The organism is Pseudomonas sp. 1 (genome assembly GCF_056626735.1).
On sequence record NZ_JBWXMQ010000008.1, the window covers coordinates 165,267 to 181,481 of the forward strand.

General features: G+C 60.4%; 16 protein-coding genes, 2 pseudogenes and 1 riboswitch. Of the genes and pseudogenes, 5 read left to right on the forward strand and 13 right to left on the reverse strand.

The window, feature by feature from the left end; translation table 11 throughout:
* Positions 1-53: 53 nt before the first annotated feature.
* The 3 genes from AC1MDC_RS14270 to AC1MDC_RS14280 are packed head-to-tail and all read right to left on the reverse strand — an operon-like array spanning position 54 to position 3,273.
* Positions 54-980, reverse strand: coding sequence for an ABC transporter substrate-binding protein (locus AC1MDC_RS14270; RefSeq protein ID WP_480393204.1), 927 nt, complete (start codon positions 978-980; stop codon positions 54-56).
* On the reverse strand, positions 977-1,336 hold the full coding sequence (locus tag AC1MDC_RS14275; RefSeq protein WP_480393205.1) for a (2Fe-2S) ferredoxin domain-containing protein: 360 nt from the start codon (positions 1,334-1,336) through the stop codon (positions 977-979). Before AC1MDC_RS14275 ends, AC1MDC_RS14270 begins: the two co-directional genes overlap by 4 nt.
* Complete coding sequence (locus AC1MDC_RS14280; protein WP_266200559.1) at positions 1,336-3,273, reverse strand: TonB-dependent receptor plug domain-containing protein; 1,938 nt, start codon at positions 3,271-3,273, stop codon at positions 1,336-1,338. Before AC1MDC_RS14280 ends, AC1MDC_RS14275 begins: the two co-directional genes overlap by 1 nt.
* A gap of 91 nt (positions 3,274-3,364) precedes the next feature.
* Positions 3,365-3,570, reverse strand: a riboswitch (cobalamin riboswitch).
* A gap of 195 nt (positions 3,571-3,765) precedes the next feature.
* On the opposite strand from AC1MDC_RS14280, the gene AC1MDC_RS14285 reads away from it, so the two are divergent.
* On the forward strand, positions 3,766-4,023 hold the full coding sequence (locus tag AC1MDC_RS14285; protein WP_085700278.1) for a DUF2790 domain-containing protein: 258 nt from the start codon (positions 3,766-3,768) through the stop codon (positions 4,021-4,023).
* Positions 4,024-4,068: 45 nt separating this feature from the next.
* On the opposite strand, the gene AC1MDC_RS14290 is transcribed toward AC1MDC_RS14285, so the two are convergent.
* From AC1MDC_RS14290 to AC1MDC_RS14310, 5 genes are all read right to left on the reverse strand, one after another.
* The gene (locus tag AC1MDC_RS14290) at positions 4,069-5,004 is read right to left on the reverse strand and encodes a LysR family transcriptional regulator (RefSeq protein ID WP_085703764.1); all 936 of its coding nucleotides are present in this window, start codon (positions 5,002-5,004) and stop codon (positions 4,069-4,071) included.
* Positions 5,005-5,075: 71 nt separating this feature from the next.
* A complete protein-coding gene (locus tag AC1MDC_RS14295) occupies positions 5,076-6,026 on the reverse strand; it encodes an aldo/keto reductase (protein ID WP_480393206.1) in 951 nt (316 codons plus the stop codon).
* A 22-nt stretch (positions 6,027-6,048) separates the two neighbouring features.
* Positions 6,049-7,467, reverse strand: coding sequence for an efflux transporter outer membrane subunit (locus tag AC1MDC_RS14300; protein ID WP_480393207.1), 1,419 nt, complete (start codon positions 7,465-7,467; stop codon positions 6,049-6,051).
* 18 nt (positions 7,468-7,485) lie between these two features.
* A complete protein-coding gene (locus AC1MDC_RS14305) occupies positions 7,486-8,952 on the reverse strand; it encodes a DHA2 family efflux MFS transporter permease subunit (RefSeq protein WP_085703766.1) in 1,467 nt (488 codons plus the stop codon).
* Entirely contained in the window at positions 8,952-10,076 is a 1,125-nt protein-coding gene (locus AC1MDC_RS14310) for an HlyD family secretion protein (RefSeq protein ID WP_480393208.1), read from the reverse strand. Before AC1MDC_RS14310 ends, AC1MDC_RS14305 begins: the two co-directional genes overlap by 1 nt.
* A gap of 223 nt (positions 10,077-10,299) precedes the next feature.
* Here AC1MDC_RS14310 and AC1MDC_RS14315 point away from each other — a divergent pair, with 223 nt between their 5' ends.
* Together AC1MDC_RS14315 and mug are read left to right on the forward strand one after the other, a co-directional pair.
* The gene (locus tag AC1MDC_RS14315) at positions 10,300-10,923 is read left to right on the forward strand and encodes a TetR/AcrR family transcriptional regulator (protein WP_085700272.1); all 624 of its coding nucleotides are present in this window, start codon (positions 10,300-10,302) and stop codon (positions 10,921-10,923) included.
* Complete coding sequence (mug, locus tag AC1MDC_RS14320) at positions 10,920-11,432, forward strand: G/U mismatch-specific DNA glycosylase (RefSeq protein ID WP_480393209.1); 513 nt, start codon at positions 10,920-10,922, stop codon at positions 11,430-11,432. The genes AC1MDC_RS14315 and mug overlap by 4 nt, the downstream gene beginning before the upstream one ends.
* Here mug and AC1MDC_RS14325 read toward each other — a convergent pair.
* A pseudogene (locus AC1MDC_RS14325) lies at positions 11,396-11,754 on the reverse strand (TetR/AcrR family transcriptional regulator); the annotation flags it as partial. The gene mug and the pseudogene AC1MDC_RS14325 overlap by 37 nt on opposite strands.
* Here AC1MDC_RS14325 and AC1MDC_RS14330 point away from each other — a divergent pair.
* A pseudogene (locus AC1MDC_RS14330) lies at positions 11,741-11,851 on the forward strand (O-methyltransferase); the annotation flags it as partial. The pseudogenes AC1MDC_RS14325 and AC1MDC_RS14330 overlap by 14 nt on opposite strands.
* Before the next feature lie 126 nt (positions 11,852-11,977).
* Here the strand turns inward: AC1MDC_RS14330 and yfcF are convergent.
* Positions 11,978-12,610 (reverse strand): glutathione transferase, encoded by a 633-nt coding sequence (yfcF, locus tag AC1MDC_RS14335; protein ID WP_480393210.1) that lies wholly within the window; start codon positions 12,608-12,610, stop codon positions 11,978-11,980.
* 84 nt (positions 12,611-12,694) lie between these two features.
* Positions 12,695-13,657: a GlxA family transcriptional regulator gene (locus AC1MDC_RS14340; protein ID WP_480393211.1), complete on the reverse strand. Its 963-nt coding sequence runs from the start codon at positions 13,655-13,657 to the stop codon at positions 12,695-12,697.
* A gap of 105 nt (positions 13,658-13,762) precedes the next feature.
* Here AC1MDC_RS14340 and AC1MDC_RS14345 point away from each other — a divergent pair, with 105 nt between their 5' ends.
* Entirely contained in the window at positions 13,763-14,563 is an 801-nt protein-coding gene (locus AC1MDC_RS14345; RefSeq protein ID WP_480393212.1) for an SDR family NAD(P)-dependent oxidoreductase, read from the forward strand.
* A 196-nt stretch (positions 14,564-14,759) separates the two neighbouring features.
* On the opposite strand, the gene AC1MDC_RS14350 is transcribed toward AC1MDC_RS14345, so the two are convergent.
* Both AC1MDC_RS14350 and AC1MDC_RS14355 read right to left on the reverse strand, forming a co-directional pair.
* Positions 14,760-15,119 carry a DUF6124 family protein gene (locus AC1MDC_RS14350; protein WP_085700267.1) on the reverse strand — a complete coding sequence of 120 codons (360 nt, stop codon included), beginning with the start codon at positions 15,117-15,119 and terminating at the stop codon, positions 14,760-14,762.
* 542 nt (positions 15,120-15,661) lie between these two features.
* On the reverse strand, positions 15,662-15,883 hold the full coding sequence (locus tag AC1MDC_RS14355) for a hypothetical protein (protein ID WP_085690574.1): 222 nt from the start codon (positions 15,881-15,883) through the stop codon (positions 15,662-15,664).
* Positions 15,884-16,215 lie beyond the last annotated feature (332 nt).

Genomic DNA, 16,215 nt, shown 5'->3' on the forward strand with positions numbered 1-16,215 from the left:
GCTTTGGACTCGATATGAGAACTTCATTGAATTAATGGTTGTTATTGATGCCGTCAATGATCGGTCTCGGTCGCCCGAATTGCTTTGAACTGCTGCGCCAAATCCAGGGCCACACGACCGCTGTCCACCGTGGGCAGCAGATGAGTGAAGGGAATGTCGATCATCCTTTTCTCGCGTACCGCCCGCAGGGTCGACAACACCGGATCCTGCCCGAGCAAGTGACGCTTGCGACTGGCCGGCGACCATTGCGCGTCGGCCAGCAGGATCACGTCCGGATCGCTGGCGAGCAGGGTTTCGCGGCTCACGGTTACCCGGTACTGGTTGATATCGGCGAACAGATTTCGCGCGCCGGCAGCAGCCAGCAGCGGGGTGACGAAACCCCGTCGACCCTCGCTGTCGAGGCCGTTGACCTCACTGTCCAGATAGAACACCGAGAGCGGTTCGTCCGAGCCGGCCAGTGCTTTCGCACGGTTCAGATCGGCGTCCAGCTTATCGCTCAGCTCGCGCGCACGCGGCTGCTTGTGCAGCAGCGCGCCAAGGGTCGAGAGGTCGTTGCGGATGTGTTCGAAGTAGTCCAGCGAATACCCGTTGCACGCTGACTCCAGCAGATAGGACGCCACACCGTTGCGCCCCAGCCCGCTGCGTGACGTCACGCCGTTGCCGAAGGCCGAGGCGAACCCGCCGATCACCAGATCCGGCTTCTGCGCGTACAACACTTCGCTCGAGGGGTAGCGGGGCGCAATGACCGGCACGCCGAAATATTCGGACTGCGGTGCGCCGGTGTCGTCCAGATAGGCGACGCCCGCCAGGGCGGGGCCTGCACCCAATGCCAGCACCAGATCGGCGGCGTGCTGATTGAGGGCGACGATCCGCGACGGTGGCGCGGCCGGCGCGTTCCAGGTCTCGCCGCAGTTGCGGTAACTGTCGCCCCAGACCGGGCACGCGCAGAGCAGGGCGCCCAAAAAAACGAGTCCTCTCATGAGCGCGCCCTGATCAACAAATCCTCGACCACTTCACCGCCCACCAGATGCCCCTCGACCAGTCGTTGGGCATCCGCGTGACTGCGCACGCCGTACCAGCACATCTCCGGATACACCGTCACAATCGGCCCCAGATTGCACGGGAACTGACAATGGGTGCGGGTCAGCAGAACGCCGCCCGGCGTTTCTATGCGGTCATGCACCAGCAGGTGCCGGCGCAGGGTTTTCCATAACTGCAAGGCGCCGCGCTGGGTGCAGCGCGGGCCGGTGCAAAGGAACACATGGCGCGCATGCTCGGGCACCTGCGACCAGTCCGGATGCGAATCAACGCCGTCGGTAGTGATGATGTCAGTCATCAGAAGCGGTACGTGTAGCGGACTTCGGAGGTGAACGGCCGCCCGAGGTTGTCGACGTTGTTCGAGCGACTGGTGACGTAGTCACGGTCGAACAGGTTCTCCACCAACAGACTCAGGCGATGCTGATGGGCGCCGTCGAGATAGCGATAAGCATCGGCGTCCACCACCGAATAATGGCCGTATTCGATCTGTTTCGAGCTGATCACGTCGCGGATATAGCGGATCGCACCGCCGGCGCCCCACATCCGGTCGACCGACTCGTAGCCAATGCGTGAGCGGGCGAAAAAGCTTGGCACATCGTTCAGCGTTACTCCCGAGCGCGACTCGGTGAGGTTGCGGGTCATGTCGGCCTGCAGGCTCCATTGCTCGTTGAGCGCCAGTCTGGCGTCCGCTTCGAAACCGCGCATCTGCACCCGGCCCTGGCCGTTGACCCACTGGATGTCGTCGAGGGTGATCAGGTCGTCGATCTTGCGTTTGAACAGGGTGACGCTGGCGCTGAACTCGCGGTCGAGCAGCAGGCCTTTGTAATCCAGACCGAGTTCGGCGTTGCGGCTTTTCTCCGGTTTCAGATTACGGTTGCCCAACTCATCACCGGGCTCGTTGACGAACAATTGCTCGGCGTTCGGCAGTTTGTAGGCCGTGCCGTACTGGCCGCGCAGGGCCCAGTTTTCGTTCAGGTCATACAGCGAAGTGAGCATGCCGACCGTGGCGCTGTCGCCACCGCCCATGGCTTCGTGACGAATGCCGATGCTCGGGTGCCAGTCGGGCAGGGCGTCAATCTGCGGGCGCAATTGGGTATACAGCGCATGGGCTTCGGCCTTGTCGTTGTCGATGATCAGCACATCGTCCTGACCTTTGAACCACTGGTTGTCCGTGCCGAACACCAGTACGTGCCCGCCGGGCAATTGCGCCTTGCCTTCGGCCTGCACGCCCCAGTCGGTGAAGCCCCAGTAGTCGTTGTGATTGATGGTTCGGGTGCCGCCATTGGCGGTGTTGTTGATGCGCGTGTACCGGGTGTCCCAGTCGTTGATATGACCTTTGACGAAGTAGCTCAGGCGCTCGTTGAGAGTCTGTTCGAAGGTCGCCGTGGCGATCTGCTGGACGCGGTCGTTGGTGGTCTTGTGGTTGTCCACCGGGCGGGCGAAATCGAGGTTGGCGTCGGCGTATTGGTAGAACAGCTCCAGTCGTTTGTCATCGCCGAAGGACTGAATCGCCTTGCCGCCGAACGTTGTGACTTCATAGGCGCGTTTCTTTTCGGAGACGTTTTTCAGGTCGCGATTACGAAACGGCTGATAGCCGTCCGAGACGTTATGGCTGACATAGGCCAGCAAGCCCAGATCGCCAAAACCGTTGCTGAAAATGTTCTCGGCCCGCGCATCACCGGTGGTGCCGCCGAAGGTGTCCAGGCCCATGTTCACTTCACCGGAGGCTTTGCGGCTGTGCGGGCTGCGGGTGACGATGTTGATCACGCCCGACACCGCTTGCGTACCGAACAACAGGCTTTGCCCACCCTTCAGCACTTCGATGCGTTCGATGGCATTGGCCGGCAAAGTGTCGAGGTACAAACCGCCGTACAGGCGATTGTTCAGACGCACGCCGTCGAGCAGGATCAGCGTGTCGTCGTTGCGCCCGCCCAGCAGAGAATAAGTGCCGTAGTCGAACGGGCCGTTTTTCGGCGCGACGTACAGACCGGGAATGAACATCTGCATCACGCGGCTGACATCGGCGCTGGGGCCCGCGCGCTCAATCTGCTCACGGGTGACAATCTCGACCTTGCTGCCGAACTGCGCCATGTCGGCCACCGTGGTGGACTCCACGGACGGCGCGGAAACGATTTGCTGATGGAGTTCGAGCGGCGTGTCATCCGCCAGCAACAGGGGGCTGAACAGACAGCCGAACAACAGGGATGGAGCCGGAGTGTTGAAAGGTTTGATCATCGTCTTCTCGAAAGGATCTTCGCAGAAGAGCATGCAAGAGAAGGCATCGCGCACACGCCGACACCGGCCCATGCCCGCCCACCGCAGGAGTTTGCCAAAAGCATTTCAGGCCGGTCTCCGGGCTCGCGCGTCTGGACGCTTTCACCTTCCCATGGCCGTCTGGCCACAGTGGTGTGTCGAAAGCATCACGCGCCTACCGTTGCGGGGGCAGCACCGGACTTGTTCGAAAAGAACGTACCGGTTTCCCGTTTCACCCCATGCACGGCGGCATGGGACACCTGAAACAGGGCGGCATCTGAACATTCGGGTGGGCGTGCGTCAACCTGGACGGTCGATGGATGACGTTGAAGGCGGTTTTGCAGGCTTGATCCGATTCATACGAAATCCAGCAACAGTGTTTGTCCAACCCGCCGATATTTCCTCGCCACCCCAACCCTTAGCATCGTCTCCAACCCGTGAACAAACACGGTCCTCAACGAGACGGTGAACATCATGAGCTTCAAGAAAATCGCGCTGGTTTTAATGCTTGGCAGTTTCGGTGCACACGCTTACGCCGATAACACGGACGCGGCGAATATCCCGGTCGAGACCTACAGTTCTTCGACAAATCTGGATATCGAGCACGTCATCTCCATTACCGAACCGGCCAACGAATGCGCCCCGGTGCCGGTGCAGATGACCTACGAAGATTCCCATGGCGAGCGCCACGTTCTGCAATATCAGGTGATGGGCACTGGCTGTTCCAGTTGAGTCAGGTGCAGAGGATGGAGGGTCGACACTCCATACTTGCCACGCTCAAACCGCTTTCGCTCCAACCACGTCTTCATCCGATGCCAGTAACTGCGGGATCGACTGCTTCAGAAACTCAACCCAGGTCTTGATCTTCGCATCGACGAACTTGCGCGACGGATAGATCGCAAACAGGTTCAACTCCTCCAGCCGGTATTCCGGCAGCACCCGCACCAGTGTTCCCGCCCTCAGGCCATCCACGGCCGATGCGATCGGCTGAATGCCGATGCCCATGCCTTTTCCGATCGCGATGGTCATGCCGTCGGCGGTGTTGATGTGAAAGGGCGACACGGGAATGGTGATGGTTTCCATGCCTTCGGGCCCTTCGAAAGTCCAGTTCTCCACCGGCATTACCGTGTTGACGATGCGCAGACACTCGTGCTCGCAAAGCTCACCCGGTGTTTGCGGCAATCCGCGTTTTGCCACGTAGGCGGGCGAGGCGCAGAGGATGCTGTAGGTGATGCCCAGACGTTGCGCGACGAAGCCGGAATCCGGCAGGTCGCGGGCCAGCACGATGGACATGTCGAAGCCTTCTTCGAGCAGGTCCGGGACGCGGTTGGTCAGGGTCAGGTCGAACATCACCGTGGGGTGAATTTCCCGATAGCGGGCGATGGCGTCGATCACGTAGTGGTTGCCGATGGCCGACATGGTGTGAATTTTCAAGCGGCCAACGGGCAAGGTCTGGGCGGTGCCGGCTTCTTCGTCGGCTTCGCGCACGTCATCGAGGATTTTTTCGCAGCGCTCCAGATAACGCATGCCGGCCTCGGTCAGGGCCAGACGCCGGGTGGTGCGGTTGATAAGCCGGGTGTGCAGACGCGCTTCGAGGGCGGAGATGGCTTTGGAGACGTTGGTGGTGTTGGTGTCCAGCAACTCGGCCGCGGCAGTGAAGCTGCCGCTTTGGGCGACGGCGATGAAGAAACGCATGCTCTGGAAAACGTCCATCGGTGTCGTCTCAACAGGCAGGTGGAAAGAATATAGGGGCGACCTCACAGTAGACCGCCCCTTCGCCATGGTCACTTTTTGCGGGGAATGAAACCGGGTACGCCCGTCTCGACCACCGAGTTGAAGCGGATTCGCGTCGTGATCTCTTCCCTGATCTCGCGCATCGCCCGGTGCGGCAACGTCGCGATATCGAAGTTTTCCTGAATCCGGCTCGGGTTCGCCGAGGTCGTCAGGAACGCCGTTCCCCGCTGCACCGCCCAGGCAAGGGCCACTTGCGCCGGGGTTTTTTGTACGTGCCGGGCGATCCCGGTGAGCACCGAATCCTCAAGCACATTCGGCTCCATGCCATGGCCCAGCGGGGCGAAGGCGAGCAGGATGATGCCGTGTTCCTTGCAGAACTCCAGCATCTCCCACTCGGGCAGGTACGGATGGGATTCGATCTGCACCACCGCTGGTTTGATCCGTGCGGCGGCGACGATGTTCTTCAGCGCGGCGAGGGTGATGTCGGAAAGCCCGATGGACTTGCAGCGACCGTCATCCACCAGCGCTTCGAGGGCACGCCAGGTGTCGATCAAACGGGTTTCGCCATCGTAGATCACGTGCCCGAACACATCCCGTGGGTCCTGATCGTCGCCGGGCTGGAAGGCGAACGGCGTGTGGATCAGATAGCAGTCGAGATAGTTGACCTGCAGCCGCTGGCAACTGGCTTCGAACGCCGGTTTGACCCGCTCGGGGCGGTGGTTGGTGTTCCACAGTTTGGTGGTGACAAACACGTCTTCGCGACGGATCTGGCCCGCCGCAAACACCTGCGCAAAGGCTTCGCCAATCTGCGTTTCGTTGCGATAGCGCTCGGCGCAGTCGAAGTGGCGAAAGCCCACTTCCAGCGCGCATTTGACTGCTTCGGTAGTGGTGCTCAAGTCGCGAAACAGCGTGCCAAACCCCACGGCCGGCATCGAACCAGCACCGTTGTTCAACGCTATGCGGGTGTCGCGAAGTTCATCGTGAAAGGCTTCGTAAGTCATGTCGTGTCTCCGGTATCTGCCGTTATAGAAGGGATGAGGTCTTGCGGGCGGCGAGTTTCTGATCAAGCACACCCACCGAGTTGCCACCCAGCGCCACGAACAGGCGCACCGAGTCGAGATAACGCGCGGTCTTCACTTGAATCTGTCCGAGCAAGGCTTGCTGATAGGCGCGTTCGGCTTCCAGCACCTGCAGCAGGCTGTTTTCGCCCTGGGCGTAGGCCTGGCGATTGAGGCGCAGGCTCGCGTCGGCGGCGCGCAGGGCATCGTCCTGCGCCAGGTTTTGCTCGGCGCCGTGGTTGAGCGCCTGCAAGGTGTCCGCAACCTGGCCGAAGGACTGAATCACCGTTTGTTGATAGCGGGCGAGCGACGCGTTGTAGCCTTCGACTGCGCCTTCGCGCTCAGCCTTGAGCGTGCCGCCGTTGAAGACCGGCGCCGTGAGCCCGGCGGCAAATCCCCAGAGCGCGGCGCCGCCATTGCCTGAGGCAGCTTGCATCAGCGAGGCCGACAGCTCGACATGCGGGTACAGATTGGCCGTCGCGACACCCACCGCCGCGCTGGCGAAGTGCAGTTCGGATTCGGCTTGCAGGATGTCCGGCCGGGTGTGGGCCATGGTCGACGGCAGGCTGACCGGAATGTTCGACGGCAGGGCGAACTCGTCGAGACTGAAGTCCGGCGCAATCCAGTCTGCCGGACCTTTGCCGGCCAGAATCGACAACGCATGACGCGCTGCATCGCGCTGCTGGGCGAGGGGCGGCAGCAACGTGCGATCCTGAGCAAGGCGGGTTTCGGCCAGCGACACGTCGATTTGCGTGGTGCTGCCGCTTGCCTGGGCTCGGCGCACCAGATCGAGGTTTTTCGCGTCGTTGGCCAGCAGGGTTTCCACGGCGTTGATCTGCGCGTTGGCCGAGGCCAGCAGCAAAGCCTGGCTGGCGACATCACCGGTCAACGTCAGCCAGGCTGCTTCGTAGCGATGCTTTTGCAGATCGGTCAGCGCTTGCTGCTGTTCGATCGTGCGTTTGTTGCCGCCAAAAACGTCCAGATCGAACACGACCCGTGGCCCGATCCCGTAGAAATTGGAAACCACCGGTTGCGGCCCGTTGTGCGTACGCTGGCGACCGGCAGAGGCGCCGAAATCGACCTGCGGATAAAGCACACCTTCCGCCGCCGCGACCGAAGCAGCGGCCTGGCGAATAGTCGCGTCAGCGGCGGCCAGTTCGAGATTGCCGTCGATGGCGCGACGCACAACCTGATCGAGTTTTGGTGAACGAAACGCCGACCACCAATCGCCGTCGAGTCGCTGGCCCATCGTGAAATGCTGTTCGGCAGCTTGATCGTAATGCAGCGACGGGCTCTCGGCAGGCCGTTGAAAATCTGGGCCGACGGTGCAAGCGGACAACATCACCAGCATCGCCAGCGGTGAGAGGCGCATAGAAGCTTTCATGGTTCAGACTCCACGTCATCAGTTGGCCGCAACGGGCTTGCGCAGGAACATCACCAGCGGACTCACCACGAGCATCGCCAGCATCAGAATCTTGAATTGGCCCATCACCGCGACGAACGCCGCCTGATGGGTGACCAGATGGTTGAGACCTTCGAGCGCCGGCAACGACGTCGGCATGGCCAGGCGATAAGGCGTGAGCTGACTGACCAGCGCCGAGTGCATCGCCTGGGTGTTGTTGAAGAAAAAGATCTGCACCACGGCCACGCCGAGGGTGCTGCCGTAGACCCGCATCAGATTGAAGAAACCGGTGGCTTCCGGGCGCAGCTTGGGGTCGATGGTGCTGAACGCGGTCTTGCTGAGTGCCGGCATCAGAATGCCCAGCCCCACGCCCTGGATGAACCCGGTGACGGCCACCGGCGTCCAGTCCATCAGCGGCGAATAACCGAGCATCAGCCAGTTGGCGTACACCACAAGCGCGATGCCGGCGGCGACAAACAGTCGCGCGTCAATCCATGCCGGCGCTCGCATCATCAACAGAAACGCACCCACCAGCCCGATGCCACGGGGAACGGTCAGCAACCCGGTGGTGTCCGGCGGATAGCCGAGGATTTCATCGAGCATCGGAGAGGTCAGCGCCATGGTCGACAGCAACACGAAACCCAGGGCGAAGAACATCACGGTCGACAACATGAAGTTGCGGTCGCCGAACAAACCCTTGCTGAGAAAGTGGGTCTTGCGGGTCAGCGCATGGACGACGAACAGGTACAGGCCGAGGGCGCTGGCGAGCGCTTCGATCCAGATTTCCGGCGAGTCGAACCAGTCCAGCCGTTCGCCGCGATCAAGCAGCATCTGCAGGCCGATCATGCCGACCGTGAAGCTGGCGAAACCGAAGAAATCAAATGCTGGGCGCGAGTCTGCTTTCTTCTCGGCGAGCAGCAACGACACCACTATCAGGATGTACGCGGTCAGCGGCAGGCTGAGGTAGAACATCGGGCGCCAGTCGAAATACTCGCAGATCACGCCGCCGATGCTCGGGCCGCTGACGATGCCGAACAGCACCAGCGCGGTCCATTTCGGGCCGAACGCCGGGCGGTGTTCAGCAGGCAGTGACTCCATAGCGATAGCCATCGACAACGGCGCAATCACGCCGCTGGCCAGGCCTTGCAGAATGCGTGCGGCGATGAACTCCAGCGGCGCGCCGGCCAGCGTGCCGAGCCACAGACCGAGGGCGAACAGCACCAGCGCTGTCTGATAAACCCGCTTCAACCCAAAGCGTCCGGCGAGCCATTGCGCGACCGGCATCGTGATCGCGCTCGCGGCCAGATAAGCGGTGAAAATCCATCCGGCCTGATCGTCGGTCATCGACAGACTGCCCTGAATCAACCGCAGCGCGGCGTTCGGCAACGGCAGGTTGGCTGACTGCATATAGGTGGCGAGCAGGGCGACAAACCGCAGTGCCCGCGCATCGGCTGTTGAGCTGTTCATCACGAATTACCCGCAGACAACAACGACTTGAGCGGATGCCACCATGGCGTGCGGTGCCCGGTATCAACCTTGACCGTGGCGCTGGTGCCGGAGAACAGCGGCAAGGCAGGATCGGCCTCGTCCAGTTCCAGACGAACCGGTACCCGCTGCACGACCTTGACCCAGTTGCCGGTGGCGTTCTCCGGCGGCAATAGCGCGAAGTCGGCACCGGCACCGGGGCTCATGCTGATCACGTGTGCCTTGAACGGGCGATCCGGGTAGGTATCGAGGGTGATGGTCGCGGTCTGGCCGGGGCGCATGTGCGTCACCTGGGTCTCGCGGAAGTTCGCCTCGATCCAGATTTCCCGGTCGGAAATCAGCGCGAACGCCGGTGCGCCGTTGTTGACGTAATTGCCCACCTGCAAATCATCGACCTTGGCGACGATGCCGTCGTCCGGCGCGGTGACCGTGGCGTAGGACAGATACAACTGCGCTTCGTCGAGTTGCGCCCTGGCCTCGCGCACGGTGGGGTGATCGTCGAGGGCAATGTCCGGGTTGCCGTTCAACGCGACGACGGTGCTGGCGATCTGTTGCTCGATGGACGCGATGCGCTGGCGCGAGACTTTCAGGTCGGTTTCGGCGCGCTCGTAAAGAGCCTTCGACACGAACTCGGTGGCGATCAAGGCTTTCTTGCGGGCGAACTCCTTCTGGTCGTAATCCGTCGAAGCTTTCGCCGATTGCAGCTCGGCTTGCTGCTGGCGATAGCTGGCCTTGAGGCCGTCGATGCGCAAGCGAGCATTGGCCAGTTGTGCTTCGGCCCGGTCGACGGCGATCTGCAACGGCTTGGGATCGATACGAAACAGCACCTGGCCTTTGCGCACGGGCTGGTTGTCGTCGACCGCGATCTCGACCACTTGCCCGGAAATCCGCGCATTTATCGAGGCCTTGGCCACGCGGGCATAGGCGTTGTCGGTGGAAACGAACGGCTCGTTGGCAACGTACTGGCCGTAGCCAATCGCGGCGAAAAGCGCCGGAGCGCCGAACATCAATACGGGGCGCAGATGCTGCTTGAGTGGCTTCTTCGGCGGCGCGTCGACGGGGTGAGCGCGGGCTTGTTCTGCGGTGAGATCTAATGGCTGATTCATGAACGGCTCTCTCCAAAGTGCTGGGCGGCGTTGAATGCGGTGCGTCATCAAGTCAGTGCGCGGTGCAGGAGGGGTTCTCTGTTGCCGCTGTTTCGTCGTCGCCAGCCTCGGTTCGAGCGCTGTTACAACAAACCTGCCGATCAAGGAATTTCTGATTCCTTAATTTTGTGCGATGGTGTAAGAATATGAGCGACTTCATTTCCCTGCAAGGAATTTGTACGACATGGCACAAAATAAACCGACAGAAGGAAAAGGCCGTGGCCGTCCACGGGCCTATGACCCGCAAACCGCTCTGCAACAGGCACTTGGCGTGTTCTGGAACACAGGCTATTCCGGCGCGTCACTGGACAGCATCGCCAGCGCCGCCGGCATGAACCGCCCCAGCCTGTACGCCGCGTTCGGTGACAAACACGCGCTTTACATCAAGGCCCTCGACCAGTATTGGGACACCGCCCACGCCGCCATGCAGGCCGCGCTGAACGACAGCAGCCTGACCCTGGAACAGGCCCTGACCGGTTTTTACGAAGGGCAACTGGCGATCTATTTTTCCGGCGACGGCCAGCCACGCGGCTGTTTCGCCATCGGCACCGCGACCACCGAAGCGGTCGAGGACCCGGAAATCCGCAACGTGCTGTCCCAGCGCTTGAGCCAGCTCGATGCCGATCTTGAAGCCCGCCTGCAACGGGCGATTGAATCCGGCGAACTGACCGGCGATGTGGATGCCGCCGCACGAGCCATGCTCGCGTCATCGCTGCTGCACAGCATCTCGATCCGCGCCCGCGCCGGTAAATCCCGCGAAGAACTGGCGGGGCAGGCGCGCGATGCGGTGAAGGTGATCTGCGGTTGAACGGGCTTGAGGACATCCTCACTCAAGGTTTGTCCGTGGTGTTCTGCGGAATCAATCCGGGGTTAGTGGCCGCAGAGCAGGGCCATCACTTCGCCGGCCGCAGCAACCGCTTCTGGCGCACGTTGCACCTGGCCGGTTTCACACCCCATGAAGTGCGTTCGGAAGACGACCGCTCGATTCTGCACTTTGACTGCGGCCTGACCGCCGTGGTCGATCGGCCGACAGCGAGTGCGGATCAACTGTCTGCCGAGGAATTCACCGCAGCCGCTACCAGCTTCGAACGCAAGATCGCCCGCTACGCGCCGCGCTTCGTGGCGTTTCTCGGCAAGGCGGCGTACGCCGGTTTATCCGGCAGGAAGTCGATTGAATGGGGGCTGCAAGAGGACACGTTCGGCGGCGCTAAAGTCTGGATTCTGCCCAATCCCAGCGGCCGCAACCTGGCGTTCAATCAAGCGCAACTGGTGGCGGCGTATCAGCAGCTTCGACGGGCTTCGAGTGTCAGCACATAAGCGCTGAACATGTCCGCCATTCCCTCGGCGCGGGCGGTGATTTCTTCGTCGGTGCGCGGGCTGAGTGAAAAATCCTTTCCCACCGAACTGAGCGTGGCCAGGATCAGATCGCAGCTTGCGAGCGAATGGCTTCGCTGGCCCCGGGCAGCAACTCCACCATGAATGTCGCAAAGATCCGCTTGCCCGCCGCCCGCACTTCATGGGCCTGCGGCGCATCGCGATAAAGCGGCGCCGCATCACTCAACGCGCCACGCATCTGCGCTTCCTCGCACTCCGAACGAATGAACGCATGCACCAGCGTGCGCAGGCGTTCCAGCGGCGGCGGTGTGCTGATCGGCAGCGAGTTTGAACCGTCGAAGATTGAACTGGCTCGGCATCATTTTGTTGAAGGCGGGGTGAGTGATCTGATTGAAATTCGGAGAAAAGGCGGAGAAAAGGGGACAGATTTATTTTCTGAAGAGAAAAGGGGACAGATTTATTTTCTGAAAAAATTAAATCTGTCCCCATTTTCACTGTCCCCATTTTCACTGAGTCCCCGTTTTTTCCTAGATTCGAGGTCGTTGCAGCTTGACCCACTCTTGCACCGTCGGGCGTTGCCATTGGCGCTGCGCGTAATCCTCCAGCTGAGCCGGCACCGTGTCCCCGTTGAGTATCAACCGGTTCAGCATCAATGCCAGATCAACATCGGCGATCGACCACTCACCAAAAAGGTAATCCGGATTGTCGGTCAGCAGCCATTGAGCGACATCAACCAACTTTTGCCTGGCAGCCTCAGCCGACGCTGACAACGGGCCGTATTTGACGCCGTAGAACACGACAAGCGTAGAGCGCTCCTGTCGGATCGGTAGAAGATCACTCCGAAGCCACGCTTGAACTTGTCTCGCCGCTGCGCGTTTCTGTGGGGCCTCAGGGTAAACAGGTGTCTGGGGGAACACGTCTTCCAGGTATTCCGTAATCGCCGATGACTCCGACAACGCAAAGTCGCCCCGCACGAGGGTGGGCACCCGTTGAGTCAGCGAAAGACGGGCGTAATCGCTGGCCTGGTTCTCCAGTTTGTCCAGATCCAGGGTACTCATTTCGAACTCGATTCCCTTTTCTCGAAGGGCCACAAAGCACGACATTGCGTAGGGACTGGTGAATTGAGCATCGACGTAAAGGCGCAGGCTTGAATCATTCATAGCGTCATCTCCATATGCGGAGTGGCCACGCTAAAAGATTGGGCGCCCTAAATAAAATTCATGTTTTTTATGGGGGCATTCCTGTCAGGAATGCAGTTCCGGCACAACCCGACGAGCATCGCGCCGCACCGCTTGCGGAGGCACGCCGAAGCCTCGGATGAAGGCTTCACGCATATGCCGGCGATCACGAAAACCCGATTCGCTGGCGATGACATCGAGGGAATGCCGGCTCTGTTCAATCATCAAACGAGCGGCCTCCAATCGCAGGCCTTCGATGGCCTTGGCGGGCGACTGACCGGTTTCCGCGCTGAAAATGCGGGTGAATTGGCGCGGGCTCAGGTGTGCTACGCCGGCCAGTTCTTCGACACTGAGCGCGCGATTCAAATGTTTTCGCGCATAGTTCAGAGCGCTCTGGATACGGTCGGACTTGGGCGCGAGGTCGAGCATTTCCGAGTGCTGCGACTGCCCGCCGGACCGGTGCTGGTGCATCACCAGTTTGTGTGCCACCGAGCGGGCGACCTCGGCCCCCAGATCCTTTTCCACCATGCCGACCGCAAGGTCCAGGCCTGCGGTCATGCCCGCTGACGTCCAGAAAGGGCCATCGACGATATAGATGCGATCGACTTCGACGCTGATTTCGGGATGGCGCTTCTGCAAGGTCTGGGCGTAGGCCCAGTGGGTTGTCGCACGTCGGTTGCTCAACAAACCTGCCTCGGCGAGGATGAAACCGCCCGTGCAGATACCGACGGTGCGCCTGGCCTGGCTGCCGGCCTTGCGTACGAAATCGAGCACCGCCGTGGGCGTCTCATTTTTTACGGGGTCGTTGACCCCGACCACGATCCACGTATCGGCCAGCCCGGGCGCCTGAAGCGGACGCGTTTCCAGGGCCAGCCCCAGCGAGGATCGCACCATGCCGCCGTCCGGCGAGAAATTCTCGACGCTGTAGAAGGGCTCCTCGGCGACCTGATTGGCGAACTCGAAAACAGCCTGGGTTGCCAGCGAGAGCACCTGAAAGCCGTCAGTGAGCAAATAGCCGATGCGATGCATGATTTATCTCGAATGTCCTGAATCACTACCTTATACGTCATTTGAGATATCGCCTAGCCGTCGCATGCTGTCGTCCAGTGCTTCCCACCACCCTGGAGACTCGACATGACTCAATCCCGCCTCGGTACTGCCCTCATCACCGGCGCCTCGTCCGGCATCGGTGCCGTTTATGCCGAACGCCTGGCCCGACGTGGCCACGACCTGATCCTGGTCGCGCGAAATCGCGAACGCCTCAATGCCCTCGCCAAACGACTGAGTGACGAAACCGGTCGCAACATAGAAGTCTTGGCCGCTGACCTGTCCGACCGTGCCGATCTGGCACGGGTCGAGGAGCGGCTGAAGACCGATGCCAGCATTTCTCTGCTGGTAAACAACGCCGGGATTGGCGCGACTCAGCCGCTGCTGGAATCGAACGTCGACACACTCGAAAACTTGCTCACGCTCAACGTGAATGTGCTGATGCGACTGACCTACGCGGCTGTTCCGGGGTTTGTCACCCGTGGCGGCGGCACACTGATCAACATCGCCTCGATCGTGGGCATTGCTCCGGAGTTGTTGAACGGCGTTTACGGCGGCTCCAAGGCCTTCGTTCTGGCGTTCAGCCAATCCTTGCGTCATGAACTGGCGGACAAGAATGTGCGCGTTCAGGCAGTCCTGCCCGGCGCGACGGCCACCGAGTTCTGGGGCGCGGCCGGCACACCGCTGGAGCATCTGCCGGAAGCCATCGTGATGCGCGCGGAAGACATGGTGGACGCGGCACTGTCCGGCCTCGATCAGGGCGAGTTCGTCACCATTCCGGCGCTTCCGGACATTGCCGATCTGGATGCCTATGAGGCTGCGCGTCAGAAGCTCATGCCCAATTTGTCGTCGAGTAAGGCGGCTGCACGTTATCGCACTGAAGCCTGAGGCAGGCATTAACGCAAAAAATGAGGCAGACCTTTTATCCCGCTACCGGATAACAGATCTGCCTCATTTCATTGCCGATTTTGAGGCCGGCACGATATGTCGTGCCGGCCTCAGTCGCACTTGTTCCAGTCACAATACGGACCGCGATGATTCGCTGTAGAAGTAGCCACGGACTGCTCCTGCAGCCATCGTGAGATTACGCGGCCTCGACGTGATCCAGCGCCTGATTCACCGCCAGCTCGGCAATCATCACCACCTGCGCAATACCGATCGCCATCTTGCGATGGGACGGATCGAGCGTTGCCGCGAAATTGCTCAGCATCTCACTGGCCGCCCCAAGGTTTTCGCTGGCGTTGGCCAGCAAGCATTCGGTGTTGTACTTCGGATTGGCCAGGTACATCCGCTCGGGTTCGTTGCAGGACGACATGATCCCGGCGGCGGGGCAGAGGTAGTGATCCAGCGCGCGCTCTGCGGCGTCGTGGAGTTTTTTGGAGTTGGGGGATTCGTAGGGAGAGGTGGTGTCGGTTTCGGGTGGGTTGGGTGTTGGTTTGATCATGATGTATCTCCTGGAAAGCAATTTAGGAGCCATCACCCTTCGCTACCAAACGTGAGGTGGTGGCCATGCTCAGGTTGGTAGACCGGTCCAGGAACCCGGCGCTTCCGAAGAAGCCCTGCGCACGGCCACCATAAAAAAGCAGAGACGAGAACGATCCCTGCAAAGAGGTGGCGCTATGCGCCTGGAAATACCGGGCTACCAAACCCGATCACTGTTTTTCAGTGACCCCGGAACGATAAAAGCCGCACCCCAGACGCACAAGCCGGCGGATTCTGGCGTAGTCGTAGGCAATGACGCAAGGCGTTGTAGCCTCGAGGAAGTTACGGCGGGTTGCTTTAAACGAACCTGTTTAAGCGCTCAAAGGTGAGGGCTCATTTTCTGATAAGCAGTCCGGTCACTTATTGGCTGAAAGGGAAAGGGCGAAGTTATTTGCAGGTCGGAGGAGGCGGGGGCGTGCGAGTAGTTCGCAGCAGAGAGAAACGCTTGGCACGGAACCAAGCACTCAGGGTAGGGCGGGGCACTTGTGGCCCCACCCTGACGTTTCAGCCTTTATTGGCTGCGTTCAGCTTGCGCAGTTCTTCGTAGGTCGCCGACTGGACGAACCAGAAGCCGGAAATGATGCACCAGCACAGGGTGCCGGCCACGAAGATACCCAGCGCCGGCAAGAACCCGCTGGTGAAAATCGCGACGATAGCGACCAGCCAGATGAATGCCAGGGAGAGATAGAGGACGGTGTTGTTGACGCTGATGACGAAGTCTTTCACGGGGCATATTCCTTGCGGGATGTAGAAAAAATCCCCCTCTCCGGGGGGAGCGGACGAATGCTATCACAATGCCTTCAACGATCAACAAAAGAGAAGCGGACTAATGTTCTGAGGATATATCTTTTCACCTTCTCAATTCCTAAAGCCTCGCGAGATTACTGCATAGAGTTAAGGGTGAGCTGTAGGACGTTTCTGTATTTATATGGTTCGAATTCTTTTTTCGAGAAAGTGTTGTTATTTAAGCTCGAGAGTAAAGTGTTGGCTGTTCAAGTCGTCGAGTTGTAGATGATAATGCGAACGCGTTGGGCGTGATTGCTATATTTATCTGAAAG